General features: G+C 60.0%; 25 protein-coding genes. 15 read left to right on the top strand and 10 right to left on the bottom strand.

Annotation, left to right across the window (positions count from 1 at the left end; translation table 11 throughout):
- Positions 1 to 22: 22 nt before the first annotated feature.
- Positions 23 to 373, bottom strand: coding sequence for a hypothetical protein (locus AC3WMV_RS10545; protein ID WP_097088098.1), 351 nt, complete (start codon positions 371 to 373; stop codon positions 23 to 25).
- 134 nt (positions 374 to 507) lie between these two features.
- Here AC3WMV_RS10545 and AC3WMV_RS10540 point away from each other — a divergent pair, with 134 nt between their 5' ends.
- The 8 genes from AC3WMV_RS10540 (at position 508) to AC3WMV_RS10505 (ending at position 5231) form a co-directional block, all read left to right on the top strand.
- Positions 508 to 837 carry a DUF6388 family protein gene (locus AC3WMV_RS10540; RefSeq protein WP_027614684.1) on the top strand — a complete coding sequence of 110 codons (330 nt, stop codon included), beginning with the start codon at positions 508 to 510 and terminating at the stop codon, positions 835 to 837.
- Positions 838 to 862: 25 nt separating this feature from the next.
- On the top strand, positions 863 to 1567 hold the full coding sequence (locus tag AC3WMV_RS10535) for a YoaK family protein (protein WP_027614683.1): 705 nt from the start codon (positions 863 to 865) through the stop codon (positions 1565 to 1567).
- A 179-nt stretch (positions 1568 to 1746) separates the two neighbouring features.
- Positions 1747 to 2139 carry a sulfurtransferase complex subunit TusD gene (tusD, locus tag AC3WMV_RS10530; protein ID WP_027614682.1) on the top strand — a complete coding sequence of 131 codons (393 nt, stop codon included), beginning with the start codon at positions 1747 to 1749 and terminating at the stop codon, positions 2137 to 2139.
- A gap of 1 nt (position 2140) precedes the next feature.
- The gene (gene tusC, locus AC3WMV_RS10525; RefSeq protein WP_103369442.1) at positions 2141 to 2497 is read left to right on the top strand and encodes a sulfurtransferase complex subunit TusC; all 357 of its coding nucleotides are present in this window, start codon (positions 2141 to 2143) and stop codon (positions 2495 to 2497) included.
- Positions 2497 to 2790, top strand: coding sequence for a sulfurtransferase complex subunit TusB (gene tusB / locus AC3WMV_RS10520; RefSeq protein WP_027614680.1), 294 nt, complete (start codon positions 2497 to 2499; stop codon positions 2788 to 2790). The genes tusC and tusB overlap by 1 nt, the downstream gene beginning before the upstream one ends.
- Positions 2787 to 3122 (top strand): TusE/DsrC/DsvC family sulfur relay protein, encoded by a 336-nt coding sequence (locus tag AC3WMV_RS10515; RefSeq protein ID WP_103369440.1) that lies wholly within the window; start codon positions 2787 to 2789, stop codon positions 3120 to 3122. Before tusB ends, AC3WMV_RS10515 begins: the two co-directional genes overlap by 4 nt.
- Positions 3119 to 4120 carry a glycosyl transferase family protein gene (locus AC3WMV_RS10510; RefSeq protein ID WP_103369439.1) on the top strand — a complete coding sequence of 334 codons (1002 nt, stop codon included), beginning with the start codon at positions 3119 to 3121 and terminating at the stop codon, positions 4118 to 4120. The genes AC3WMV_RS10515 and AC3WMV_RS10510 overlap by 4 nt, the downstream gene beginning before the upstream one ends.
- Positions 4121 to 4211: 91 nt before the next feature.
- Positions 4212 to 5231 (top strand): glutathione S-transferase family protein, encoded by a 1020-nt coding sequence (locus AC3WMV_RS10505; RefSeq protein WP_103369437.1) that lies wholly within the window; start codon positions 4212 to 4214, stop codon positions 5229 to 5231.
- 99 nt (positions 5232 to 5330) lie between these two features.
- On the opposite strand, the gene cysG is transcribed toward AC3WMV_RS10505, so the two are convergent.
- The 6 genes from cysG to AC3WMV_RS10475 all read right to left on the bottom strand — a co-directional run bounded on the left by cysG (position 5331) and on the right by AC3WMV_RS10475 (position 12962).
- Positions 5331 to 6725, bottom strand: a complete 1395-nt coding sequence (cysG, locus tag AC3WMV_RS10500) for a siroheme synthase CysG (RefSeq protein WP_027614676.1) — start codon at positions 6723 to 6725, stop codon at positions 5331 to 5333.
- Positions 6726 to 8006 (bottom strand): serine--tRNA ligase, encoded by a 1281-nt coding sequence (serS, locus tag AC3WMV_RS10495; RefSeq protein WP_103369436.1) that lies wholly within the window; start codon positions 8004 to 8006, stop codon positions 6726 to 6728.
- A 15-nt stretch (positions 8007 to 8021) separates the two neighbouring features.
- A complete protein-coding gene (gene crcB, locus AC3WMV_RS10490; RefSeq protein WP_103369434.1) occupies positions 8022 to 8396 on the bottom strand; it encodes a fluoride efflux transporter CrcB in 375 nt (124 codons plus the stop codon).
- Positions 8396 to 9718: a replication-associated recombination protein A gene (locus AC3WMV_RS10485; RefSeq protein WP_003223849.1), complete on the bottom strand. Its 1323-nt coding sequence runs from the start codon at positions 9716 to 9718 to the stop codon at positions 8396 to 8398. Before AC3WMV_RS10485 ends, crcB begins: the two co-directional genes overlap by 1 nt.
- 147 nt (positions 9719 to 9865) lie before the next feature.
- Complete coding sequence (lolA, locus tag AC3WMV_RS10480) at positions 9866 to 10486, bottom strand: outer membrane lipoprotein periplasmic chaperone LolA (RefSeq protein WP_007966612.1); 621 nt, start codon at positions 10484 to 10486, stop codon at positions 9866 to 9868.
- Between the two features lie 67 nt (positions 10487 to 10553).
- Complete coding sequence (locus AC3WMV_RS10475) at positions 10554 to 12962, bottom strand: DNA translocase FtsK (RefSeq protein ID WP_095138945.1); 2409 nt, start codon at positions 12960 to 12962, stop codon at positions 10554 to 10556.
- Between the two features lie 309 nt (positions 12963 to 13271).
- Here AC3WMV_RS10475 and trxB point away from each other — a divergent pair, with 309 nt between their 5' ends.
- From trxB to infA, 4 genes are all read left to right on the top strand, one after another.
- Entirely contained in the window at positions 13272 to 14231 is a 960-nt protein-coding gene (trxB, locus tag AC3WMV_RS10470) for a thioredoxin-disulfide reductase (protein ID WP_103369431.1), read from the top strand.
- A 63-nt stretch (positions 14232 to 14294) separates the two neighbouring features.
- Entirely contained in the window at positions 14295 to 14975 is a 681-nt protein-coding gene (gene aat, locus AC3WMV_RS10465) for a leucyl/phenylalanyl-tRNA--protein transferase (RefSeq protein ID WP_103369430.1), read from the top strand.
- Positions 14976 to 15032: 57 nt separating this feature from the next.
- Complete coding sequence (locus AC3WMV_RS10460) at positions 15033 to 15740, top strand: arginyltransferase (RefSeq protein ID WP_027614671.1); 708 nt, start codon at positions 15033 to 15035, stop codon at positions 15738 to 15740.
- A 112-nt stretch (positions 15741 to 15852) separates the two neighbouring features.
- Positions 15853 to 16071 carry a translation initiation factor IF-1 gene (gene infA / locus AC3WMV_RS10455; RefSeq protein ID WP_002553999.1) on the top strand — a complete coding sequence of 73 codons (219 nt, stop codon included), beginning with the start codon at positions 15853 to 15855 and terminating at the stop codon, positions 16069 to 16071.
- Between the two features lie 1082 nt (positions 16072 to 17153).
- Here the strand turns inward: infA and clpA are convergent.
- Together clpA and clpS are read right to left on the bottom strand one after the other, a co-directional pair.
- A complete protein-coding gene (gene clpA / locus AC3WMV_RS10450) occupies positions 17154 to 19424 on the bottom strand; it encodes an ATP-dependent Clp protease ATP-binding subunit ClpA (protein WP_007964841.1) in 2271 nt (756 codons plus the stop codon).
- Between the two features lie 30 nt (positions 19425 to 19454).
- Positions 19455 to 19838: an ATP-dependent Clp protease adapter ClpS gene (clpS, locus tag AC3WMV_RS10445; protein ID WP_027614670.1), complete on the bottom strand. Its 384-nt coding sequence runs from the start codon at positions 19836 to 19838 to the stop codon at positions 19455 to 19457.
- Positions 19839 to 20062: 224 nt separating this feature from the next.
- On the opposite strand from clpS, the gene AC3WMV_RS10440 reads away from it, so the two are divergent.
- Positions 20063 to 20344: a cold shock domain-containing protein gene (locus AC3WMV_RS10440; protein ID WP_103369331.1), complete on the top strand. Its 282-nt coding sequence runs from the start codon at positions 20063 to 20065 to the stop codon at positions 20342 to 20344.
- 61 nt (positions 20345 to 20405) lie between these two features.
- On the opposite strand, the gene icd is transcribed toward AC3WMV_RS10440, so the two are convergent.
- Positions 20406 to 21662 (bottom strand): NADP-dependent isocitrate dehydrogenase, encoded by a 1257-nt coding sequence (gene icd / locus AC3WMV_RS10435; protein WP_003223831.1) that lies wholly within the window; start codon positions 21660 to 21662, stop codon positions 20406 to 20408.
- 481 nt (positions 21663 to 22143) lie between these two features.
- Between icd and AC3WMV_RS10430 the strand changes: the two genes are divergently transcribed.
- On the top strand, positions 22144 to 24369 hold the full coding sequence (locus AC3WMV_RS10430; protein WP_103369315.1) for an NADP-dependent isocitrate dehydrogenase: 2226 nt from the start codon (positions 22144 to 22146) through the stop codon (positions 24367 to 24369).
- Between the two features lie 195 nt (positions 24370 to 24564).
- A complete protein-coding gene (locus AC3WMV_RS10425; RefSeq protein WP_103369316.1) occupies positions 24565 to 25011 on the top strand; it encodes an NUDIX hydrolase in 447 nt (148 codons plus the stop codon).
- The last annotated feature ends 31 nt before the right edge of the window (positions 25012 to 25042 follow it).

Here is a 25042-nt window from a genome sequence, read left to right as displayed (position 1 = left end):
GGCAGCCGCTTCCAACGCATGATCAGAGGCAGGTCGCCAACGCCGCCAACCGGCGCTTGGCAACAAAATCGTCCTTCTGCGCGTAGTAGTTGAGCACGGTTCCCGACGCATCGCTGGTCACGTCGACAAATGACTCTGCGGAACGGGTGTACACCGTCGAGCCACCCTTCTTGCCCGGTTGCAGATACGCTCCGGCGTCCACGCCAAACACTGCTTCGTCCTGCCAGCCGAACTGTACGCACTGAGCGACAACTTTCTCCGGCTTGTCCGAGGTCAGAACCTTGTACGGGGCTTTGGTGCGAGAATCGTCCATCACCGAACCCGCGCAGCCAGCCAGCAGGGTCGCGGCCAGCGCTACCATCAGAATTCGCATTGCATTCGCTCATTCAGAAAAAAGCGGACTGTATCACCGCTACAGGCAAAATCGTTCTGCTTTACTGCATTTATAGCGCGACATGCGGCAGCCGCTCCGGCACCCTAGGGTCATCAGCCTCACAAGGAACACACATGGCGCCCACCGACCAGCGACATGAACAAGCCCTGAAATTGTTTCTCGACGCGCGCCCCGAATTGCGCGAAACCCTCGATCATCTCAATCCGCTGCTGGCCCAGGCCAAGGGTGAAACCGCTGCGCAGTATCGTGAAGAACGCCTGCACGAAGCCTTCGAGGCCGAAGCGGAGAATCAAGGCCTGTTCGCCTGGGAACTGACCTTGCTCCTGACGGCCGCAACGCCCGAGGACTATCAGGCCCAGCGCATGGAGGTGCATCGCGAGGTAGCGGAAATGGCCCACATGCGCTGGGAAGATTACTGCGAATTGTATGGGCTGGAACCGTAACCGCCGCTGAAGGATATCGTCGCCGATGCTGCCCTCCACTTCGACTCACCGCGCCACTTCCGGGCATCTGCATCGGCAGAAATGGCGCGGGCGCATCGGTCTGGCGCTGGTGGCCAGCCTGTCAGTGCTGGCGGGCATGACCGACGCGATCGGCTTCATGGCCAGCGGCGATTTCGTTTCGTTCATGAGCGGCAACACCACGCGGCTGGCGGTGGCGATCAGTGACGGCGACCTCGGACTGACTTTGCGCCTGATCATCCTCGTCGTCACCTTCGTGATCGGTAATGCCTTGGGGATCGTGATCGGGCGCCTCGGTGGCCGGCGCACATTGCCCTTGTTGCTGTGCATCGCCACCCTGCTCTGTCTGGCGGCGGCCTGGCCGTATGACACGCAACTGCCGGCGTTGCTGGCGGCGATCATCGCGATGGGCATGCTCAACGCGGCGGTCGAGGAAGTGAATGGCCTGCCGGTGGGCCTGACATACGTGACCGGAGCGCTGTCGCGGTTCGGCCGTGGACTGGGGCGCTGGATGCTCGGCGAGCGGCGTAATGGCTGGCGGGTGCAACTGGTGCCGTGGAGCGGGATGTTCATCGGCGCGATACTCGGCGCAGTGCTGGAACATCATTTCGGACTTCGGGCATTGTTCGCCAGCGGCTTGCTGGCGGCGGTGCTGGGCGTGCTGTCCCTGAGCATTCCGCGGCGTTGGCAACTGGGCTATATGCCGCGCTGAAATACGATCCTGTGGGAGCGGGCTTGCTCGCGAAAGCGGTGCATCAGTCAAAGATGTGTCGAATGACCCAACGCCTTCGCGAGCAAGCCCGCTCCCACAGAGGGCATGTGCTTCACTTGGTTTCGCGGCTGCCTTCATAAAGCTTTATCATGGCCGCAGTTTTGCTGATCGAGTCCGTCATGAAGTTCGCCATCGCGCTGTTTTCCGCCGCCCATGCGCCCTCCTCGCGCCGTGCCCTGCTGTTTGCGCAGGCTGCGCTGGCCGGCGGGCATGAGATTGTCCGGCTGTTTTTTTATCAGGACGGCGTCTACAACGCCTCCGACGCGGTGGTCACCCCGCAGGACGAACTGGACCTGCCCAAACAGTGGCGCGCGTTCATCAGCGAGCAGCAACTGGACGGTGTGGTGTGTATCGCCGCCGCCCTGCGCCGTGGCGTGCTGAATGACGAAGAAGCCAAACGCTACCAGCGTGATGCCGTCGCGGTCAGCGCGCCATGGGAATTGTCCGGCCTCGGCCAGTTGCACGACGCGGTGCAGGACGCCGATCGACTGATCTGTTTCGGAGGCGCGTGAAATGGCCAAATCCCTGTTGATCATCAGCCGCCAGTCGCCATGGTCCGGCCCCGGCGCCCGCGAAGCGCTGGACGTCGTGCTGGCCGGCGGCGCGTTCGATTTGCCGATCGGCCTGCTGTTTCTCGACGATGGCGTGTTGCAACTGGCCGCCGGGCAGAACGCCAAGGCCCTGCAACAGAAAGACCTCAGTGCCAATCTGCAGGCGCTGCCGATGTTCGGCGTTGAAGAACTGTTCTACTGCACCGACAGCGCCAGCGCCCGTGGCCTGAGCACGCTGTCGCTGGACGAAGCGCAGCCGCTCGGCGCCAGCGAAATCACCACCCTTATTGACCGTTACGACCAGGTGATCACCCTCTGATGTCGACTTTGCATGTGTTGTCTCATTCCCCGTTCGGCGATGATCGCCTGAGCAGTTGCCTGCGCGTGATCGGCGCTGCCGACGCCTTACTGTTATCCGGTGATGCGGTTTACGCCCTGCAACCGGGCACTGCGCCATTCGCCACGCTGAACGAGCGCCGGGTCAAGCTGTTCGCCCTCGCCGAAGACCTGCAGGCCCGTGCCATCGTTGCTCCCGACTGGGCCGAAGCCATCGATTACCCGGCCTTCGTCGAACTGTCGATCCACCACGACAAGGTCAACAGTTGGCTATGAACTCGATGACTGTCGGCGCCCGCGCCATCGAACTGGATAAGGACGGCTTTCTGGTCGACCTCGACGACTGGTCCCATGACGTTGCCAGCGCCCTCGCCGCCGCTGAAGACATCGAACTGACTACGGAACACTGGGAAGTCCTCGAACTGCTGCGCAGCTTTTACGCAGAATTCCAGTTGTCGCCAGCCACCCGCCCGTTGATCAAGTACACCGCACTCAAACTCGGCCCGGACAAAGGCAACAGCCTGCACCTGAACCGACTGTTCAAAGGCACCCCTGCCAAACTCGCCGCGAAACTGGCGGGCCTGCCCAAACCGACGAATTGCTTATGACCGATTTTCCAGCGTTGACCCTTGAAACGCCCGCCGAGCACCCGTTCGCGCAGTTCGTGCGGATCCTCGGCAAGGGCAAACGTGGCGCACGCGACCTGACCCGTGAAGAAGCGCGGGAAGCCATGGGCATGGTGCTCGACGACAAAGTCGAAGACACCCAGCTCGGGGCCTTTCTGATGCTGCTACGGCACAAGGAAGAAAGCGCGGAAGAAATGGCCGGTTTCACCGAAGCCTTGCGCGAGCGCCTGTCAGCGCCAACGCTGAATGTCGATCTGGACTGGCCGACCTATGCCGGCAAGAAACGCCATCTGCCGTGGTACCTGCTGTCGGCCAAGTGCCTGGCGCAAAACGGCGTGCGGATTTTCATGCACGGCGGCGGCGCGCACACCGCCGGACGTCTGTACACCGAACAACTGCTTGGCGAGCTGAACATCCAGCTCTGCCGCACCTGGGCGCAGGTCGGCAGCGCGCTGGACCACGGCGGTCTGGCGTTCATGCCGCTGATCGACTGGGCGCCACAGTTGCAGAAGATGATCGACCTGCGCAACACCATGGGCCTGCGCTCGCCGATTCACTCGCTGGCACGCATCCTCAATCCGCTGCGCGCCCGTTGTGGCCTGCAAAGCATTTTCCACCCGGGCTATCAGGCGGTGCATCGCGAGGCCAGCGGTCTGCTCGGCGACACGGCGATCGTGGTCAAGGGCGATGGCGGCGAAATCGAGATCAACCCGGATGCCGACAGCCATCTGTACGGCACGAAGGGCGGCGAGAGCTGGGACGAGGAATGGCCGCAACTGTCGAGCCAGCGCCACGTCAAACCGGCCACGCTGGACGTTGAACATCTGAAAGCGGTGTGGCGTGGCGAGGTGGTCGACAGCTATCCGCAAATGGCCCTGATCTCGACCATGGCCTTGGCCCTGCGCGGTCTCGGTCAAAGTCGCGAGCAAGCGTTCGAAACCGCCGAGCAATACTGGGCGGCGCGCAACAAATCGATTTAACCGATCATAGACGCCCGATCTTTGCGCTTTTTGTTCGAACTCATCGGAATAGACTCGGCTCCAACGCTTATTGGAATCAGGAGTCTTGATCATGGGTTTACTCGTCGACGGCCACTGGCAGGACAAGTGGTACGAAAGCAGCAAAGACGGCGCCTTTCAGCGCGAACAGGCGCAACGGCGCAATTGGGTCACCACTGACGGCCAGCCCGGGCCGAGCGGTGAAGGCGATTTCGCCGCCGAAGCCGGGCGCTATCACCTTTATGTGTCGCTCGCCTGCCCGTGGGCGCACCGCACGCTGATTCTGCGCAAGCTCAAAGGTCTGGAAAGCCTGATCGACGTGTCCGTGGTCAGCTGGCTGATGCTGGAAAACGGCTGGACCTTCGACAAGGCCCTTGGCTCGACTGGCGACAAGCTCGATCACTTCGACTTCATGCACCAGCGCTACACCGCCGACACGCCGGACTACACCGGCCGTGTCACTGTGCCGGTGCTGTGGGACAAAAAGCTCAAGCGCATTGTCAGCAATGAGTCGGCGGAAATCATCCGCATGTTCAACAGCGCGTTCGATGGCCTGACCGGTAACGAACTGGACTTCTACCCGGCACCGTTACGCGGCGAGATCGATGCACTGAACGAACGGATTTATCCGGCGGTGAACAACGGTGTGTATCGCGCCGGCTTTGCCACCTCGCAACAGGCTTATGAAGAGGCGTTCGATGAGGTGTTTGCCGAGCTGGATCACTTGGAACGGGTGCTGGGCGCCAATCGCTATCTGACGGGCGAATACCTGACTGAAGCAGACGTGCGTTTGTTCACCACGCTGATTCGCTTCGATGCGGTGTACCACGGGCACTTCAAGTGTAATTTGCGGAGAATTACCGATTATCCGAACCTGTCGAACTGGCTGCGTGAGTTGTATCAGTGGCCGGGGATTGGCGAGACGGTGGATTTTCAGCACATCAAAAACCACTACTACGGTAGCCACAAGACCATCAATCCGACGGGGATTGTGCCGAAGGGGCCGAAGCAGGACTTCAGTGTGGCGCATGATCGGGCGCGGCTCAACGGGAAAGGGGTTTGGCGTAGAGGCCGATTGATTCGGTGTGTTTGAGGGCCTCTTCGCGAGCAAGCCCGCTCCCACACTGGATTTGTGCATGACACAGATCCAATGTGGGAGCGGGCTTGCTCGCGAATGAGGGCAACTCGATTTTCAGACCTGCGCCTGAGCACCCTCGAACCACGCCAGCTTCTCGCGCAGCTGCACCACTTCACCGACGATCACCAGCGTCGGCGCATGCACTTCATGCTCCGCTACCAGACGTGGCAGGTCGGCCAGCGTGCCAGTAAAGACCCGCTGATTTACCGTGGTCCCCTGCTGGATCAACGCCGCCGGGGTATCTGCAGAACGACCGTGCTTGATCAACTGTTCGCAGATCACCGGCAAGCCCACCAGGCCCATGTAGAACACCAGCGTCTGCGCCGGGGCGACGAGGTCGGCCCACGGCAGATCGGTGGAACCGTCCTTCAGGTGCCCGGTGACGAAGCGCACCGACTGCGCGTAATCGCGGTGGGTCAGCGGAATCCCGGCATACGCCGCGCAACCGCTGGCCGCCGTGATCCCCGGCACCACCTGAAACGGAATCCCGTGGGCCGCCAGCTCTTCGATTTCTTCACCACCGCGACCGAAGATGAACGGGTCACCGCCCTTCAAGCGCACCACGCGTTTGCCTGCCTTGGCCAGATCCACCAATTGCTGGTTGATCTGATCCTGTGGCACCGCATGATCAGAGCGACGCTTGCCGACATAGACGCGCTCGGCATCGCGACGGCACAGCTCAAGAATCGCCGGAGCGACCAAGCGGTCGTACAGCACTACGTCGGCTTGCTGCATCAGGCGCAAGGCGCGGAAGGTCAGCAGATCCGGATCACCCGGCCCTGCCCCCACCAGATACACTTCGCCGGTAGTAACAGTCGCTTCGCCATCAATCTTGGCCTGCAACAGCCGCTCGGCCTCAGTGCCCTGCCCGGCCAGTTGCCGGTCGGCAATCGGGCCCTGAAACACGTCTTCCCAGAAACCACGGCGCTGCTGCACATCCGGAAACAGGTTTTTCACCTGATTGCGGAAACGCGCGGCAAGACCAGCCAGTTGGCCGTAGGTCGAAGGAATCCAGGTTTCGATCTTGGCGCGAATCAGCCGCGCCAGCACTGGCGCATCGCCGCCGCTGGACACCGCGATGATCAGCGGCGAGCGGTCAACGATTGCCGGGAAGATCACGCTGCATAGCTGCGGCGCATCGACCACGTTGACCGGCACGCAACGCCGATGGGCATCGCTGGAGACCTGCGCATTCAGCGTTTCATCGTCGGTGGCGGCAATGATCAGCCCGCAACCGTCCAGATCCGCTTCCACGTAACCACGCAGCAGACATTCGCCACCGCTGGCGCTGACCAGTTCGCGCAGTTGCGCTTCGATTTCAGGTGCGACCACCCGCAGCAGCGCACCGGCATCGGCCAACAGGCGGGATTTGCGCAAGGCAATTTCCCCCCCACCGACCACCAACACACGACTGCCGCGCAGGTTGTGAAACAGCGGCAGATATTTCATTTAACCGATGACCTCAAGGCCACCCATGTACGGCTTCAGCACGTTCGGCACGCGGATCGAACCGTCGGCCTGCTGGTAGTTTTCCAGCACCGCCACCAACGTACGACCGACCGCCAGGCCGGAACCATTCAGGGTGTGTACCAGCTCAGGCTTGCCGGTTTCCGGGTTGCGGAAACGCGCTTGCATGCGGCGGGCCTGGAAGTCGCCGCAGTTGGAGCACGACGAAATTTCGCGGTACTTGTCCTGGCTCGGAATCCACACTTCGAGATCGTAGGTTTTCACGGCGCTGAAGCCCATGTCGCCGGTGCACAGCGCCAGGGTGCGGTAAGGCAGACCCAGCAGTTGCAGGACTTTTTCGGCGTTGGCGGTCAGGCCTTCCAGCGCTTCCATCGAAGTCGACGGCTCGACGATCTGGACCATTTCAACCTTGTCGAACTGGTGCTGACGGATCATGCCGCGAGTGTCACGGCCCGACGCACCGGCTTCGCTGCGGAAGCACGGGGTGTGCGCGACGAACTTGATCGGCAGCAGTTTCGAGTCGACGATTTCACCGGCGACGATGTTGGTCAGGGACACTTCGGCGGTCGGGATCAGGTACAGATCGGCTTCGCCTTCGCGAGCGATCTTGAACAGGTCTTCTTCGAACTTCGGCAGCTGACCGGTGCCTTGCAGCGCCGGGGCCTGGACCAGATAAGGCGTGTAGGCCTCTTCGTAGCCGTGCTCGTTGACGTGCAGGTTGATCATGAACTGCGCCAGGGCACGGTGCAGACGGGCGATCGGGCCGCGCAGCAGAGCGAAACGGGCGCCGGACAGCTTGGCCGCGGTTTCAAAGTCCAGCCAGCCGAACTTCTCGCCCAGTGCAACGTGGTCTTTCACTTCGAAATCGAACTGCGTCGGCGTGCCCCAGCGGCGCACTTCAACGTTATCGTCTTCGTCTTTGCCGACCGGTACCGATTCGTGCGGCAGGTTGGGGATACCCAGCAGAATCGAGTCCAGCTCGGTCTGGATCGCGTCCAGCTCGACTTTACCGGCACTCAGCTCGCCCGCCATGCGCTCGACGTCCGCCATCAGCGGCGCGATGTCTTCGCCGCGCTGCTTGGCCTGACCGATGGATTTGGAACGCGCGTTACGCTCAGCCTGCAGTGCTTCGGTGCGGGTCTGGACGGTCTTGCGCTGTTCTTCCAGCGCTTCGATGCGCGCGGTATCCAGGGCAAAGCCACGGGAAGCCAGGCGGTCCGCTACGTCCTGAAGGTTGCTACGTAACAGTTTGGAATCGAGCATGTCGGTTTCTCGTTATCAAAGTTTGGTCAGGGACAGGCCGGCCCACGTCGCGAGCAGCCCGCCGAATACGCTGATCGCCGCATAGCCCAGGGCCAGCGGCACTTGCCCGCTTTCCAGCAGGCGCACCGTATCCAGTGAAAAGGATGAAAAAGTCGTCAGCCCCCCGAGGAAGCCGACCATCAACCCGGCACGCACCTCGATCGGCACCTCCGGGCGTATCAAAAACAGGCCGTACAACACGCCAATCAGCAGACAGCCCACGATATTAACGGCCAGCGTCGCGGTATAGAAGTGCCGCGGCCAATTGGCGTTGACCCAATCGCCGGTGGCGAAGCGCAACAGGGTGCCGGCAATCCCGCCGACGGAGACCGCAACGATCAATGGAAGCACTATTTTCTCCGCTGTCTTGGGCTTAAACGGTCGAGTTGGGCGAGGTGGTTGAGCTTCTCGCCGATCTTCAATTCCAGGCCACGGGGCACCGGTTGATAGAACGGGATCGGCTCGAGCTCTTCCGGGAAATAATCTTCGCCGGCGGCATAGGCATCCGGTTCGTCGTGGGCGTAGCGGTATTCGTCGCCATAGCCCAATTGCTTCATCAGCTTGGTCGGTGCATTGCGCAAGTGCAGCGGCACTTCCAGCGAACCGTACTCGGCAGCGGCGCGCAGCGCGGTCTTGAAGCCCATGTACACCGCGTTGCTTTTCGGTGCACAGGCCAGATAGGTGATGGCCTGAGCCACCGCCAATTCGCCTTCGGGGCTGCCGAGGCGCTCCTGCACCTCCCACGCCGCCAGGCACAGGCTCAGGGCGCGCGGGTCGGCGTTGCCAATGTCTTCGCTGGCCATGCGCACCACGCGCCGCGCCAGGTACAACGGATCGCAGCCGCCGTCGATCATCCGCGCGAACCAGTACAGCGCGCCGTCGGGGTTGGAGCCGCGTACCGATTTGTGCAGCGCGGAGATCTGGTCGTAGAACGCTTCGCCGCCCTTGTCGAAGCGCCGTCGGGTATCGCCGAGCAGGCTTTGCAGCAGCTCGGTGCCCATCTCGCTGTTGTCTTCGGCCAGATCCGAGGCGTTCTCCAGCAGATTGAGCAGGCGCCGGCCATCGCCATCGGCGGCCGACAACAGCATCTGGAAGCCTTCATCGCTGAGGGTCAGGTTGCGCTTGCCCAGCCCGCGCTCTTCGGTGAGCGCGCGATGTACCAGTTTGCGCAGCGCGGTCTCGTCGAGGCTTTTCAGCACATAGACGCGGGCCCGCGACAACAGCGCGTTGTTCAATTCAAACGAAGGGTTTTCGGTGGTGGCGCCGATGAAAATCAGCGTGCCGTCTTCGACGTACGGCAGGAACGCATCCTGCTGCGATTTGTTGAAGCGGTGCACTTCATCGACGAACAGAATGGTGCGCTTGCCGTATTGGCCGGCCTGCTGTTTGGCGATTTCAACGGCCTGACGGATCTCCTTGACCCCGGCAAGCACCGCCGAGACCGTTTCGAAGTGCGCATCCGAGACTTCCGCGAGCAATCGCGCCAGGGTGGTCTTGCCCACGCCCGGCGGCCCCCAGAAGATCATCGAATGCAGGGCACCCTGCTCCAGCGCCTCACGCAGAGGCTTGCCGCGAGCGAGCACGTGCTCCTGACCGACATACTCATCCAGATTGGTCGCACGCAAACGCGCGGCCAGTGGCTGGGCAATCGGTGCACTGCGAAACAGATCCATCACGTAGCGTTGAAACCTCTATTTGATCAGGTCGATCACTTGCCCTTGTGGGAGCGAGCCTGCTCGCGAATGCGGTGCACCAGTCACCGTCAATGTTGAGTGAACCATTGCATTCGCGAGCAGGCTCGCTCCCACAGGGTTTTGGATTTATTCCTGGATAACGTCAGCACCCTTCGGGATGTCGAACTTGAACTTCGACGCCGACACCGCTTCGTTGGCCTTAACCCCGGTGAACAGGATGTTGGTGCGCTGACCAACGCTGTCGATCAGTTGCATGTCATTGACCAGGCCGTTGCGGAACGACAGGCGCAGGCTGTCGAACAGGGTGTCTTTGGTCTTCGGCTTGAGGGTGAAGTCGATCACGCCGCCCGCCTCTTTCGCGCTGATCTCGAAGCTCTGGCTGATCTTCGACACGTCACCGGACAGCAGCAGCGCCGGGGTCTGGGTCAGGCGCTCGTCGAGCTTCTTGATGGTGGCTTGTTCCAGGTCCGGGTCCCACAGGGTGACCTTCTTGCCGTCGGAGACCATGGTCTGCTCGTTTGGCGCTTCGGTGTGCCAGTAGAACAGGCCCGGACGCTGCAGGACCATATCACCGCGAGTTTCCTGCAACTGCGTGCCGCTGCCGTCGAGGGTCAGCTGCGAGAAGTTCGCGGTCAGGGTTTTCGATGTTTCCAGCAATTGGGTCAGACGCGCCACGTCCTTGTCATCGGCGTGGGCCGTGAACGTGGTCAGCGCCAGTACTGGCAACAGCATGCGGATAAGACGCATGGGAGTCCTCTTGAATACTCGTTGGGAGAGCGGCGGCACATCATTGTCCCGCCCTTTGCTTTTGCAATCAGTCGCGAACCGGGCCCGGGGCCAGAACTTCACGCGAACCGTTGGTGTTCATTGAGGTGACGACCCCGGCCATTTCCATGGCTTCGATCATGCGCGCAGCGCGGTTGTAACCAATCTTCAGCTTGCGCTGTACCGCGGAAATCGACGCCCGGCGGCTTTCCAGGACGAACTGTACGGCTTCGTCATACAGCGCGTCGGCTTCCGGATCATCACCGTCACCACCACCGCTGCTGCCTTCGAAACCGCTGCCCGCCTCTTCAACACCGTTGAGGATGTCATCGTTGTATTCCGGTGCGCCACGCAGTTTCCAGGCTTCGACCACGCGGTGCACTTCATCGTCGGAAACGAACGCGCCGTGCACCCGGATCGGCAGGCTGGTGCCCGGTGGCATGTAGAGCATGTCACCGTGACCGAGCAGTTGTTCGGCGCCACCCTGGTCGATGATGGTCCGCGAGTCGATCTTGCTCGACACCTGGAACGCCATACGCGTCGGAATGTTGGCCTTGATCAGACCGGTGATCACGTCCACCGAAGGTCGCTGGGTCGCGAGGATCAGGTGAATACCGGCGGCACGCGCTTTCTGTGCGATACGCGCAATCAGTTCTTCAACCTTCTTGCCGACGATCATCATCATGTCGGCGAATTCGTCGACCACCACGACGATGGTCGGCAGCTTCTGCAGTAGCGGCGCTTCGTCGTGAATGCTTTCGCGCTTGTACAGCGGATCGCTCAACGGCTCGCCGGCATCCTGCGCTTCCTTGACCTTGGCGTTGAAGCCGGACAGGTTACGCACGCCCATCTTCGCCATCAGCTTGTAACGACGTTCCATCTCGGCAACGCTCCAGCGCAGGGCGTTGGCCGCGTCCTTCATGTCGGTCACTACCGGGCACAGCAGGTGCGGAATGCCTTCATAGATCGACAGCTCAAGCATTTTCGGGTCGATCATGATCAGTTTGGCGTCGTCCGGGCCGGATTTGAACAGGATCGACAGGATCATCGCGTTCACGCCCACCGATTTACCGGAACCGGTGGTACCGGCAACCAGCAGGTGCGGCATCTTCGCCAGGTCGGTGATGACCGGTTTGCCACCAATGTCGTGACCCAGGGCCAGGGTGACCGGCGATTTGAAGTTGTCGTACTCGGGGGTCGACAGCACTTCGGAAAAACGCACGATCTGCCGGTCTTCGTTGGGGATCTCGATACCGACCGTGGTCTTGCCCGGAATCACCTCGACCACCCGCACACTGGTCACGGCCAGCGAACGTGCAAGGTCTTTCGCCAGGTTGGCGATGCGGCTGACTTTGACGCCGGCTGCAGGCTGGATTTCGTAACGGGTAATCACCGGGCCCGGGTGGATCGAGTCCACGGTGACTTCGACACCGAACTCCTTGAGCTTGATCTCCAGCAAGTGGCCGACCGCTGCCAGGGATTCCGGCGAATAGTTGAGTTGTTTCTTTTCCGCAGGATCGAGGATCGAGATCGGCGGCAAGGTGCCTTCCACGGCGCTGTCGACGAACAACGGCACCTGTTTCTCTTTCTGCACTCGCTTGCTTGGCTCCGGCGCCTTGGCCGGGGCCGGGGCGATGACCGGCGGTACCTGCTTCTCGCGATCGGACATGTGCTTGCTCAGGGCCTGCTCGCGCTCAATCAGACGTTCCTTGACCTTGGCCTGTTCACGTTTGTCGGTGACGGTCGGCGCCACCACGTCGTGGACGCGGTCATCGACTTCACGCAGTTGCGCAACCAGTTGCTTACGCTCGGTACGGGCCGACCACCAGCGGTTGATCGCGCCCTGAAAAAGTTCGAACAGATCGAGGGTGATCTTGCCGGTGACGTCCATCACCTTGAACCACGACAGGTCGGTGAACACCGTGAGGCCGAACAGGAACAGCGCAATGAACAACAGCGTGCTGCCCTGAATATTCAGGGCATTGCGCGCCAGATCGCCGAGACTTTCGCCCAGCGCCCCGCCCGCGCCCGCCGGCAGGCCGGTGGCCGCATGAAAATGGATATGCGCCAGCGCAGCGCCGGACAGCACCAGAAACACCAGACCGATCAGGCGCCAGGAGAACAGCCAGCCGCTCCACTGCCACGGCTCGTGACGTTGACGGAAGATCTGATACGCCTTGACCGCCAGCAGCAGCGGGAAGATGTACGCGAAGTAACCCAGCACCATGAACAGGATGTCGGCGCTGTAAGAACCGGCGGGGCCGCCGAAATTCTGCACGTCGTCGATCTTGCTGTTGTGGCTCCAGCCCGGATCGTCTTTGCCGTAGGTCAGCAAGGCCATCATCAGGAACAGGCACAAGGCTCCGATGGCGATCAATGCACCTTCCTTGAGCCGGTAGTGCAATTGCTGGCGCCAGAGCGGAACGACTGTTTTTGGTGCTGCGGTGGATTTCTTCAAAACGCTTCTTTTCCTGCGCCCGGGGCGCGTCCATCTATTGAATGTCGATAAAAAACTGCCCAATCCAGGCAGGTAAAAAAGTGAACCGGCGCATCTGAGACTACTTTTAACACTGTGCCGCAGCTTTTATAAACACAGCCATAAACACAGCGCTCTACAAATATTCTGTAACAGCCCGGCATTGTACGGGTTTGTGCGGCTGATGCCATGCTTCAAACCCCATAGCTGAGCATAGCCAAGCGCACAAATCCTGCGGTTCAATTTGAGCATGCATTGCCTTTTGTGACAAAGGCTTATGAGGTGTATTTGATGAACGCAGCGAAGCATTCACGCCTGATCATTCTCGGTTCCGGCCCCGCCGGTTACAGCGCCGCCGTGTACGCCGCCCGCGCCAACCTCAAACCGGTGGTAATTACCGGGCTGCAGGCCGGTGGTCAGCTCACCACCACCGTCGAAGTCGACAACTGGCCTGGCGACGTCGAAGGCCTGACCGGTCCGGCGCTGATGGAGCGCATGCAAAAACACGCCGAGCGCTTTGCCACAGAGATCGTTTACGACCACATCCACACCGCCAAGTTGCAGCAGCGCCCGTTCGAACTCATTGGCGACAGCGGCACTTACACCTGCGACGCGTTGATCATCGCCACCGGCGCCTCGGCGCAGTATCTGGGCCTGCCCTCGGAAGAAGCGTTCGCCGGCAAAGGGGTTTCGGCTTGCGCGACCTGTGACGGCTTTTTCTATCGCAATCAGCTGGTCGCGGTGGTGGGCGGCGGCAATACCGCTGTCGAGGAGGCGCTGTACCTGTCGAACATCGCCAGAGAGGTGCATTTGATCCATCGCCGCGACAAATTGCGCTCGGAGAAAATCCTTCAGGACAAACTGTTCGAAAAAGCCGCCAACGGCAACGTTCGCCTGCACTGGAACCAGAATCTGGACGAAGTGCTGGGCGATGCCAGCGGCGTGACCGGTGCGCGCCTGCGTGACAGCCACAGCGGACAGACCCACGAACTGACACTGGCCGGCGTGTTCATCGCCATCGGCCACAAACCCAACACCGACCTGTTTCAGGGCCAATTACCAATGCGCGACGGCTACCTGCTGGTCAAGGGCGGCAGCGACGGCGACGCCACCTCCACGGAGATCCCCGGCGTCTTCGCTGCCGGCGATGTGGCCGACCACGTCTACCGCCAGGCCGTGACCTCGGCCGGCGCCGGCTGCATGGCGGCACTGGACGCGGAGAAGTATCTGGACGACATTCCTGTCATTTAACGGCACACTTTAGCGCGGGCCTGATGCCCGCACTGCCCTCCCCCTTCTGCAAGCCTGGACGCCATGCTGACTTGGTTACAACGCAATTCCCTGACCTTCCCGCCCCTGGAAAAGGCCATGCGCGATCCCAATGGATTGCTGGCTGCCGGTGGCGATCTGTCCGCCGATCGGCTGGTGCAGGCTTACCGGCACGGCTGTTTTCCGTGGTTCTCCGAAGGCCAGCCGATCCTCTGGTGGTCACCGGATCCGCGCACCGTTCTGTTTCCCGACGAACTGCATGTCTCGCGCAGCCTCGGCAAATTGCTGCGCAAGCAACGCTACCAGGTGACCTTCGATCAGGATTTCGGCGCCGTGATTCGTGCCTGCGCCGCCCCCAGGGATTACGCCGACGGCACCTGGATCACCGAAGCCATGCAGGACGCCTACCTCGAACTGCACCGCCGCGGCTTCGCCCACTCGGTAGAGGTCTGGGATCAAGGCCAACTGGTCGGCGGCCTGTATGGCCTGGCGATGGGTCAGCTGTTTTTCGGCGAATCGATGTTCAGCCGCGCCGACAATGCCTCGAAATATGGCTTTGCCACGCTGGTGCAGCATTTGAAAGACGCTGGATTCGTTCTGATTGACTGCCAGATGCCGACCGATCATCTGCACAGCCTCGGCGCCCGCGCGATCCCCCGCCAGGAATTCGCCGACTATCTGGCTCGCCACCTCGATCAACCGAGTCGTGCCACCTGGGTTTGCTGAGCGACTTTTGCGCGCGTGGCTTACACTTAATTCACCAGCTTATCCCGAGGGTTGATCATGACCGAGTTGGCGCGCTTGAAGTTCTATGCCACTCAGCCTCATTCCTGCAGTTATCTGCCCGAGGAGCAGGCGACGACGCTGTTTCTCGATCCGAGTCAGCCCATGGATGTGCACGTCTACGCAGACCTGTCGGAAATGGGTTTTCGTCGCAGCGGCGATCATCTGTATCGGCCCCATTGCCAGAATTGCAATGCGTGCGTGCCTGCGCGCATCCCGGTGGCGCAGTTCCTGCCCAACCGCCAGCAGAAACGCATTTTCAAACGCAATGCCGATCTGCAGGTACGCCCGGTAAAACCGCACTTCAGCGAAGAATATTTCGATCTGTACCAGCGCTACATCGAGCAGCGCCATGCCGACGGCGACATGTACCCGCCAAGTCGTGACCAGTTCTCGACCTTTCTGGTGCGCGATCTGCCCTTTTCGCGCTTCTATGAATTTCGTCTCGACGGACGGTTACTCGCCGTCGCGGTAACCGATCTTCTGCCCAACGGCCTGTCGGCGGTCTACACCTTTTACGAACCTGACGAGGAGCGCCGTAGCCTGGGCCGTTTCGCAATCCTGTGGCAAATCACCGAAAGCCAGCGCCTGGGGCTGGAAGCGGTGTATCTCGGTTACTGGATCAAGAACTGCAAAAAGATGAACTACAAGACCCAGTATCGCCCCATTGAATTGCTGATTAATCAGCGCTGGGTGATTCTTAACTGATCGCAAGCCGTAAACCCCTTGGCTTAAACCCCCTTTTTCGGGCACAATGCACGCCGCTTTTGCCTGGCGCAGTTGCACCGGGCCATTCATTGGACACCGAGGGCTTTACTGCATGTCGAAAGAAGACAGCTTCGAAATGGAAGGCACTGTCGTCGACACCCTGCCCAACACCATGTTTCGTGTGGAGTTGGAAAATGGGCACGTCGTAACCGCGCATATTTCCGGCAAGATGCGCAAGAACTACATTCGTATTCTTACCGGTGACAAAGTGCGCGTCGAGCTGACGCCCTATGACTTGAGCAAAGGGCGCATTACTTACCGCGCTCGTTAATCAAGTCAATACAAGACGCCCGGCTTTGCCGGGCGTTTTTGTTTGTCTGCGATTTGGGTTTGGGTTTGGGTTTGGGTTTGGGTTTGGGTTTGGGTTTTGGGTGTATATCCGTTGCTGCGGTAACGGCCTCCTATGGTTTCGCTCTTACAGCGAGTCACCTTTTCCAAACGCCGAAAAGGTAACCCAAAAGGCTTTGCCCCGGCGTACGGCACTTCGCTGAGGCTCAGTGTTCCCTCGCTACGGTGCCCATCAGGGCGCATCGCCTCCGGTTTGCTTCGCTGCACCTCCTCTCGATGTATGCGGCTTCGCCGCATGGCGCTGCGCGCCTACCCCCTGATGGACACCTTCGCTCGGCCTGCCGAAGGGGCTGAAGATCAAAAGCCACATCAAAAGCCACATCAAAAGCCAAAGCCAAAGCAGATCAAAAAATCACAGCCTTCGGCAGTTCCTGCATGGCACTGGATACATTCAGTTAGAAATTGGTCGGCTGGCAGGCCGCCTTCGCGAGCAAGCCCGCTCCCACAGTGGATTGGGGTAGGCAGTTGGAGATTGGTAGGCTGGTCGGCCGCCATCGCTGGCAGGCCAGCTCCCACAATTGGGCCGAGTGCATCAGCAAGAGATTGGTCGGCTGTCAGGCCGCCATCGCCAGCAGGCTGGCTCCTACAGTTTAGAGAGCGTGCACCCCTTGCGGCGAAGCCGCCCCACTCAACACAATGAGCGTTAGCTCGAGTACCGCTTTTGATTTTGATCTGAGGGCCCGTCGGCAGGCTGAGTGGAGGGATTTATCCGGGGGTGGGAGCGCAGCGACCGTTTGGCGCAGCCAAACACAGCGAGAGGAGGTGCAGCGAAGCAAACCGTAGGCGCTGCCCCCGGATGAATACCGGAGCGAAGGAACCCGAGCCCAGGCGAGGGCCGAACGTCAGGGTAAAGCCTTTTTGGTTACTTTTTCGGCGTCTGGAAAAAGTGACCCGCCGTAAGGGCGGAACCCTAAGTGGCCGTTACCGCAGCAACGGATATACACCCAAAAACATCAGCCAACAAAAAGGCGCCCGAAGGCGCCCTCTAAACCAACAACCAAGCAGTCAGGCCATCTCCGCCGTAGTCTCAAAGTCAAACGTCAACTCACCATCCTTGATGTCGATGTGCACTACACCGCCATGCTCGGCCAGCTCGCCAAACAGAATCTCCTCCGCCAGCGGACGCTTGATCTTGTCCTGGATCAGACGCGCCATCGGACGTGCGCCCATCGCCGAGTCATACCCACCGGCCGCCAGCCAACTGCGCGCCGCATCGGTAACCTCCAGCAACACACGCTTGTCTTCCAGCTGCGCCTGCAGTTCGGTAAGGAACTTGTCCACCACGCTTTTGATGACCTCATGGCTGAGGCGACCAAACTGGATAATGGTGTCCAGACGGTTACGGAACTCCGGCGTGAAGCTCTTCTTGATCACTTCCATCGCATCAGACGAGTGGTCCTGATGGGTGAAACCGATCGAAGCACGCGCCGCGGTTTCGGCGCCGGCGTTGGTGGTCATGATCACGATCACGTTGCGGAAATCCGCCTTGCGCCCGTTGTTGTCGGTGAGCGTGCCGTGGTCCATCACCTGCAGCAGCAGGTTGAAGACTTCCGGATGCGCCTTCTCGATTTCATCGAGCAGCAATACGCAGTGCGGCTGCTTGGTGATCGCTTCGGTCAACAGACCGCCCTGATCAAAGCCGACATAGCCCGGAGGCGCACCGATCAGACGCGATACGGTGTGGCGCTCCATGTACTCGGACATGTCGAAGCGCACCAGTTCGATACCCAACGCCTTGGCCAGTTGCCGCGCGGCCTCGGTTTTACCGACACCGGTAGGACCGGCGAACAGGAACGAGCCGACTGGCTTGTCAGGCGACTTGAGGCCGGCACGGGACAGTTTGATCGCGGTCGACAGCGAATCGATCGCCGCATCCTGACCAAACACCGTCAGCTTCAGGTCGCGCTCCAGGTTACGCAGCAGTTCCTTGTCGGAGCTGGTGACGTGTTTCGGCGGAATCCGCGCGATCTTCGCCACAATATCTTCAACCTGCGGCACTTCGATGCGTTTGACGCGCATCTCGACCGGCTGCAGGCGCTGATAGGCACCCGCCTCGTCGATCACGTCGATGGCCTTGTCCGGCATATGCCGGTCATTGATGTAGCGCGAGGCCAGTTCAGCAGCGGCGCGCAACGACTCATCGCTGTATTCGATGTTGTGGTGCTGCTCGAAACGCCCTTTCAGGCCGCGCAGGATACCGATGGTGTCTTCCACCGACGGTTCGACGACATCGACCTTCTGGAAGCGTCGTGCCAGCGCACGATCCTTCTCGAAGATGCCGCGAAATTCCTGGAACGTGGTCGAGCCGATGCAGCGAATGTCGCCAGACGACAGCAGCGGCTTGAGCAGGTTCGAGGCATCCATTACGCCACCGGACGCAGCGCCCGCACCGATTATGGTGTGGATCTCGTCGATGAACAGGATCGCCTGCGGACGTTTTTTCAGTTCATTGAGCAGCGCCTTGAAGCGCTTCTCGAAATCACCGCGATACTTGGTGCCCGCGAGCAGAGCACCGAGATCGAGCGAATAGACGACGCTGTTGGCCAGCAGATCCGGCACCTGGTTGTCGACAATACGCTTGGCCAGGCCTTCGGCGATCGCGGTTTTACCCACACCAGCCTCGCCGACCAGCAACGGATTGTTCTTGCGCCGACGCGCGAGAATCTGCGCGACACGCTCGACTTCCGATTCGCGGCCGACCAGCGGATCAATGCGACCCTGGCGCGCGAGTTCGTTGAGATTGCTGGCATAAGCATCCAGCGGATTGCCTGAAGAAGAAGACTCACCGCCCTCGTCGTCCTGCATATCTTGTTCACCTTCAGAGTGATCGCCGTGCCCTGGCACTTTGGAAATGCCGTGGGCGATGTAATTGACGACATCAATGCGCGCAACGCTCTGCTGTTTCAGCAGGAATACGGCCTGACTCTCTTGCTCACTGAAGATTGCAACCAGCACGTTGGCGCCGGTTACTTCGCGTTTGCCCGAGCTCTGCACATGGAAGACAGCACGTTGCAGTACACGCTGGAAGCCCAGGGTTGGCTGGGTTTCGCGATCTTCGTCATGGACGGGGATCAGTGGCGTGGTGGAGTCGATGAACTCCTGCAGGTCGTGCTTGAGTTTGTCGAGGTTTGCGCCGCAGGCACGCAATACGGTGGCGGCAGCCTCATTGTCCAATAGGGCCAGCAGCAGGTGTTCGACGGTCATGAATTCATGACGCTTCGAACGAGCCTCCTTGAAGGCAAGATTGAGGGTGACTTCGAGCTCGCGGTTTAACATAGCTTCACCTCATACCCAAGTGGTCGGCGATTAACCGTCCTTCTCGATTTCACAGAGTAGCGGATGCTGGCTTTCCCTGGCGTACTGGTTGACCTGCATGGCCTTTGTCTCGGCGATGTCGCGGGTAAACACTCCACATACTGCCCGTCCTTCTGTGTGAACGGCCAGCATGACCTTGGTCGCCAGCTCGCGATTCAGGTTAAAAAACACCTCGAGCACTTCGACGACGAAATCCATCGGTGTGTAGTCATCATTGAACAAAACCACCTTGTACATCGGCGGCGCCTGTAACGCAGGCTTTGCTTCCTGAACAGCAACGCCTGCCGAATCGTCGTCGTGCTCCTCTGGATGATCCTTTTGGAGAAGCGGGCGATCCTGATTGAATGTTAGTCGAATCTGGCTGATTGCATGCATGGAAAGAAAGGTTCGTCAGTTGTGCAAATACAGTGGTGGGGGCGGCTGTACACCTTTTCAACTCCGACTGCCCGGTCACCTTGACTATCGGGAAAACGGTGTTACAACCAATAGAGCCCACAGTGGGTAAAAAAGATCCGCGGAGTCAATCCTTTTAACGGATTAGATTGCGGATGTCCTGGATGATACTCCAGCGATGGAGTCTGTTGCAGAGGGATTTGAGCATGGCTGTCGGCAAGGTCAAGTGGTTCAACAATGCCAAGGGATTCGGCTTCATCAATACCGATGCCCGCGAGGGGAAGGACGAGGATGGCAAAGAGGTCGATTTCTTTGCGCACTATTCGGCCATTGAGATGGACGGGTATAAAACTCTCAAGGCCGGGCAGATCGTCAGTTTCGACATCGTCCAGGGGCCCAAAGGCCTGCACGCGGTAAAGATCAAAGCGGCAACCGTGGCAGGCGAAACGGCTATGCATGCCCCTCATACAGAAACGGTGTCGGGCTGACATAACCGTCACCCGGTCATGAAAAAACCGCCCGAAGGCGGTTTTTTTGTACCTGCACGACTTACATGTGCTTGATGATCGCCTCACCGAAGCCCGAAGAAGACACCAGCGTGGCACCTTCCATCAGACGTTCGAAGTCATAGGTCACGGTCTTGGCCTTGATGGCGCCGTTGGTGCCCTTGATGATCAGGTCAGCCGCTTCGGTCCAGCCCAGGTGACGCAACATCATCTCGGCCGACAGAATTACCGAACCCGGGTTGACCTGGTCTTTGCCGGCGTACTTCGGCGCGGTACCGTGGGTCGCCTCGAACATGGCCACGGTGTCGGACAGATTGGCGCCCGGCGCGATACCGATACCGCCCACTTCAGCCGCCAGGGCGTCGGAGAGGTAGTCACCGTTGAGGTTCAGCGTGGCGATCACGTCGTACTCGGCCGGACGCAGCAGGATCTGCTGGAGCATGGCGTCGGCAATGGCGTCCTTGACGATGACTTCACGGCCGGTTTTCGGGTTCTTGAACTTCATCCATGGGCCGCCATCGAGCAGCTCGGCGCCGAATTCTTCCTTCGCCACCTCGTAGCCCCAGTCCTTGAAGGCACCTTCGGTGAATTTCATGATGTTGCCCTTGTGCACGATGGTCAGCGACTTGCGGTCGTTGTCCACCACGTATTGCAGGGCCTTGCGCACCAGACGTTTGGTGCCTTCCTTGGAAACAGGCTTGATGCCGATACCGCAATCCTGGTCGAAACGGATCTTGGTGACGCCCATTTCTTCTTTCAGAAACTTGATGACCTTGGTGGCCTCAGGGGAGCCGGCCTTCCATTCGATACCGGCATAAATGTCTTCGGAGTTCTCGCGGAAAATCACCATGTCGACGTCGCCAGGCTTTTTCACCGGGCTTGGCACACCTTCGAACCACACCACGGGACGCAGGCACACATACAGATCGAGTTGCTGGCGCAGGGCTACGTTGAGGGAGCGGATGCCACCACCGACCGGGGTGGTCAGCGGGCCCTTGATGGAGACCACGTAATCCTTGACGGCGTCCAGGGTTTCCTGGGGCAGCCAAGTGTCCTGGTCGTAGACCTGGGTCGCTTTTTCGCCAGCATAAACCTCCATCCAGGAAATCTTGCGCTTGCCCCCATAGGCCTTGGCCACGGCAGCATCAACCACTTTGATCATCACCGGGCTGACGTCGACGCCAATGCCGTCACCTTCAATGAAGGGGATGATCGGGTTATCAGGAACATTGAGAGAATGGTCTGCATTGACGGTGATTTTGTCGCCGACGGCTGGAACCTGAATCTTCTTGTAACCCATGCTGAACTCCATTGTTTGGATTGAACATCTGGCTTGGTTCGAGCGTAACCCAGTTAAATCAACACGCAAACCCTCTGTTCACGGCGCGGGCACATCTGGTCTCGTACAAGCCTGAAAGCAAAGGGAAAAGCGCCAAACTCAAGCATTCGCAGCGACTCTACGCCCCACCCGCCCCTGCGACCTTTAGACCAATGGACGAGAATCGTTGCATATGAACCATCGGCAGATTGCCAGCTACCTATGTATAATGCCGCCCGCTGACCAAAGGGTCACGACGGCTGGCCTCTCTAGCACGAGACTTTCCGCCTGATTGGTCGGGTTGTTACCGCAGTCCGACTGCTTGACGCTCTACTGATGCACCCAACATCACCGCGAAGAATCTCGACATTCGGTTCATGGATGACTTTGAACGAACGCGCTTACCCGGCGCCCCTCGAGTTTCTGCGCACGCTTTAGCAAAGAAGAGAGAGTTAATCCGAATATGCCCACCCGCTCGAAGATCATCTATACCTTCACCGACGAAGCTCCAGCCCTCGCCACCTATTCCCTGCTGCCGATCATCGAGGCTTACACCGCCTCGGCCGATATCGCCGTGGAAACCCGCGATATCTCTCTTGCAGCACGCATCCTGGCCAGCTTCCCCGAGCAACTGGGCGACAAAGCCGTAGCCGACCACCTCGCCGAACTGGGCGACCTGGCCGTTACGCCTGAAGCCAACATCATCAAGCTGCCGAACATCAGTGCTTCGGTGCCTCAGCTGCAAGCGGCGATCAAAGAGCTGCAAGCCCAGGGTTACAACCTGCCGGACTACCCGGAAACCGTGACCAACGACGCCGAAAAAGAAGCCAAGGCGCGTTACGACAAGGTCAAGGGCAGCGCCGTGAACCCGGTTCTGCGTGAAGGCAACTCCGACCGCCGCGCTCCGCTGTCGGTAAAAAACTACGCTCGCAAGCACCCGCACAAAATGGGCGCCTGGGCCAAAGACTCCAAGTCCCACGTCGCTCACATGAGCACCGGCGATTTCTACGGCAGCGAAAAAGCTGCCCTGATCGACGCCGCTGACGCTGTGAAAATCGAGCTGATCGCCAAAGACGGCACCGCGACCGTCCTGAAAGAAAAAACCAGCGTTCAGGCTGGCGAGATCCTCGACTGCGCCGTGATGAGCAAAAACGCCCTGCGCGCGTTCATCGCCGCTGAAATCGAAAGCGCCAAGGCCCAGGGCGTGCTGCTCTCGGTTCACCTGAAAGCGACCATGATGAAGGTCTCCGACCCGATCATGTTCGGCCAGATCGTTGCCGAGTTCTATAAAGACGCCCTGACCAAGCACGCTGACGTGCTGGCCCAGATCGGCTTCAACCTGAACAACGGCATTGGCGATCTGTACGCGCGCATCAAGGCCCTGCCGGCCGAGCAGCAAGCACAGATCGAAGCTGACATCGCAGCGGTCTACGCTGCTCGCCCATCGCTGGCGATGGTCAACTCCGACAAGGGCATCACCAACCTGCACGTGCCGAGCGACGTCATCGTCGACGCCTCGATGCCAGCGATGATCCGTGACTCCGGCAAGATGTGGGGCACCGATGGTCAGCTGCACGACACCAAGGCTGTGATCCCGGATCGTTGCTACGCAACCATCTACCAGGCTGTGATCGAAGATTGCAAAGCCAATGGCGCGTTCGATCCGACCACCATGGGCAGCGTGCCAAACGTTGGCCTGATGGCGAAGAAAGCCGAAGAGTACGGCTCGCACGACAAGACCTTCCAGATCAAGGCTGACGGCGTGGTTCGCGTTACCGACAGCAAGGGCAAGCTGCTGATGGAGCAGGCTGTTGAAGCCGGCGACATCTTCCGCATGTGCCAGACCAAAGATGCGCCGATCCAGGACTGGGTCAAACTGGCCGTCAACCGTGCTCGCGCCAGCAGCACCCCGGCGATCTTCTGGCTGGACCCGATGCGCGCCCACGACGGCGTAGTGATCGAGAAGGTTCAGGCTTACCTGAAGGATCACGACACCAGCGGCCTGGACATCCAGATCATGGCGCCGGTCGATGCCATGAAGTACACCCTGCAGCGCACCCGCGAAGGCAAGGACACCATCTCGGTGACCGGCAACGTACTGCGCGACTACCTGACCGACCTGTTCCCGATCATGGAACTGGGCACTAGCGCCAAGATGCTGTCGATCGTGCCGCTGATGAACGGCGGTGGTCTGTTCGAAACCGGCGCCGGTGGTTCGGCTCCGAAGCACGTGCAGCAATTGGTTGAAGAGAACTTCCTGCGCTGGGATTCGCTGGGCGAATTCCTGGCTCTGGCAGCCTCCCTCGAGCATTTGGGTGTGAACTACAACAACCCGAAAGCGCTGGTTCTGTCGAAAACCCTGGATCAGGCCACCGGCCAGTTCCTCGACAACAACAAGTCGCCATCGCGCAAGGTCGGCAACATCGACAACCGCGGCAGCCACTTCTACCTGGCGCTGTACTGGGCTCAGGCCCTGGCCGCCCAGACCGAAGACGCTGCACTGCAAGCGCAGTTCGCGACCCTGGCCAAAACCCTGACCGAGAACGAGGCGACCATCGTTGCCGAGCTCAACGCCGTGCAGGGCAAGCCAGTGGACATCGGTGGTTACTACCACGCCGACGCCGAGCTGATCAGCAAGGCCATGCGCCCAAGCGCAACCTTCAACGCGGCGATTGCTGCGCTGGTTTAAGCTTGTAATGCCGCAAAGAAGCCCCGGCCCAGTGCCGGGGTTTCTGTTTCCGAATACAACACGAAACCCTGTGGGAGCTGGCTTGCCAGCGATGGCGGCTTATCATTCAACATTGAAGGTGCCTGATCCACCGCTATCGCTGGCAAGCCAGCTCCCACAGGGAATCGGGTTTAACCTGGATTTTGAGGAAGATTTATGGAATGGCTCCCCCACATCACCGTCGCCACCATCGTCGAAGACAACGGCCGCTTCCTGATGGTCGAAGAGCACAAGGGCGGGCGTAATGTGCTCAACCAGCCCGCCGGCCACCTGGATCCGGACGAAACCCTGATCGAAGCCGCCATCCGCGAAACCCTTGAGGAAACCGGCTGGGACGTCGAACCCACCGGCGTGATCGGCATTTATCTGTATACCGCGCCGAGCAACGGCGTGACGTATCAACGCGTGTGCTTCAGCGCCAAAGCGGTGAAACACCACCCCGACTATCAACTGGACGACGGCATCGTCGGCGCCAAGTGGTTGACCCGTAGCGAATTAATCGCTCAGCGCGACAACTGGCGCAGCGAGCTGATCATCCGCTGCATCGACGACTATCTGGCCGGCCATCACTTCAGTCTCGAACTGATCCGCCCTTCTCTTTAGCCTTGAGGCCGTGAGCCTGCTAGAATCGCGT

The organism is Pseudomonas sp. FW305-3-2-15-E-TSA4, from assembly GCF_058787295.1.
This window is presented reverse-complemented; position numbering and strand designations above follow the sequence as displayed.

Bases quoted from the DNA above. Each gene is read 5' to 3' on its own strand.
- infA (WP_002553999.1), top strand. From the start codon at position 15,853: ATGTCGAAAGAAGACAGCTTCGAAATGGAAGGCACTGTCGTCGACACC.
- trxB (WP_103369431.1), top strand. From the start codon at position 13,272: ATGAACGCAGCGAAGCATTCACGCCTGATCATTCTCGGTTCCGGCCCC.
- tusB (WP_027614680.1), top strand. From the start codon at position 2,497: ATGTCGACTTTGCATGTGTTGTCTCATTCCCCGTTCGGCGATGATCGC.
- AC3WMV_RS10545 (WP_097088098.1), bottom strand. From the start codon at position 373: ATGCGAATTCTGATGGTAGCGCTGGCCGCGACCCTGCTGGCTGGCTGC.
- AC3WMV_RS10440 (WP_103369331.1), top strand. From the start codon at position 20,063: ATGGCTGTCGGCAAGGTCAAGTGGTTCAACAATGCCAAGGGATTCGGC.
- AC3WMV_RS10510 (WP_103369439.1), top strand. From the start codon at position 3,119: ATGACCGATTTTCCAGCGTTGACCCTTGAAACGCCCGCCGAGCACCCG.
- tusD (WP_027614682.1), top strand. From the start codon at position 1,747: ATGAAGTTCGCCATCGCGCTGTTTTCCGCCGCCCATGCGCCCTCCTCG.
- serS (WP_103369436.1), bottom strand. From the start codon at position 8,006: ATGCTCGATTCCAAACTGTTACGTAGCAACCTTCAGGACGTAGCGGAC.
- lolA (WP_007966612.1), bottom strand. From the start codon at position 10,486: ATGCGTCTTATCCGCATGCTGTTGCCAGTACTGGCGCTGACCACGTTC.
- AC3WMV_RS10460 (WP_027614671.1), top strand. From the start codon at position 15,033: ATGACCGAGTTGGCGCGCTTGAAGTTCTATGCCACTCAGCCTCATTCC.
- AC3WMV_RS10485 (WP_003223849.1), bottom strand. From the start codon at position 9,718: ATGGATCTGTTTCGCAGTGCACCGATTGCCCAGCCACTGGCCGCGCGT.
- cysG (WP_027614676.1), bottom strand. From the start codon at position 6,725: ATGAAATATCTGCCGCTGTTTCACAACCTGCGCGGCAGTCGTGTGTTG.
- clpA (WP_007964841.1), bottom strand. From the start codon at position 19,424: ATGTTAAACCGCGAGCTCGAAGTCACCCTCAATCTTGCCTTCAAGGAG.
- AC3WMV_RS10425 (WP_103369316.1), top strand. From the start codon at position 24,565: ATGGAATGGCTCCCCCACATCACCGTCGCCACCATCGTCGAAGACAAC.
- AC3WMV_RS10505 (WP_103369437.1), top strand. From the start codon at position 4,212: ATGGGTTTACTCGTCGACGGCCACTGGCAGGACAAGTGGTACGAAAGC.
- clpS (WP_027614670.1), bottom strand. From the start codon at position 19,838: ATGCATGCAATCAGCCAGATTCGACTAACATTCAATCAGGATCGCCCG.
- aat (WP_103369430.1), top strand. From the start codon at position 14,295: ATGCTGACTTGGTTACAACGCAATTCCCTGACCTTCCCGCCCCTGGAA.
- icd (WP_003223831.1), bottom strand. From the start codon at position 21,662: ATGGGTTACAAGAAGATTCAGGTTCCAGCCGTCGGCGACAAAATCACC.
- AC3WMV_RS10515 (WP_103369440.1), top strand. From the start codon at position 2,787: ATGAACTCGATGACTGTCGGCGCCCGCGCCATCGAACTGGATAAGGAC.
- AC3WMV_RS10535 (WP_027614683.1), top strand. From the start codon at position 863: ATGCTGCCCTCCACTTCGACTCACCGCGCCACTTCCGGGCATCTGCAT.
- tusC (WP_103369442.1), top strand. From the start codon at position 2,141: ATGGCCAAATCCCTGTTGATCATCAGCCGCCAGTCGCCATGGTCCGGC.
- AC3WMV_RS10430 (WP_103369315.1), top strand. From the start codon at position 22,144: ATGCCCACCCGCTCGAAGATCATCTATACCTTCACCGACGAAGCTCCA.
- AC3WMV_RS10540 (WP_027614684.1), top strand. From the start codon at position 508: ATGGCGCCCACCGACCAGCGACATGAACAAGCCCTGAAATTGTTTCTC.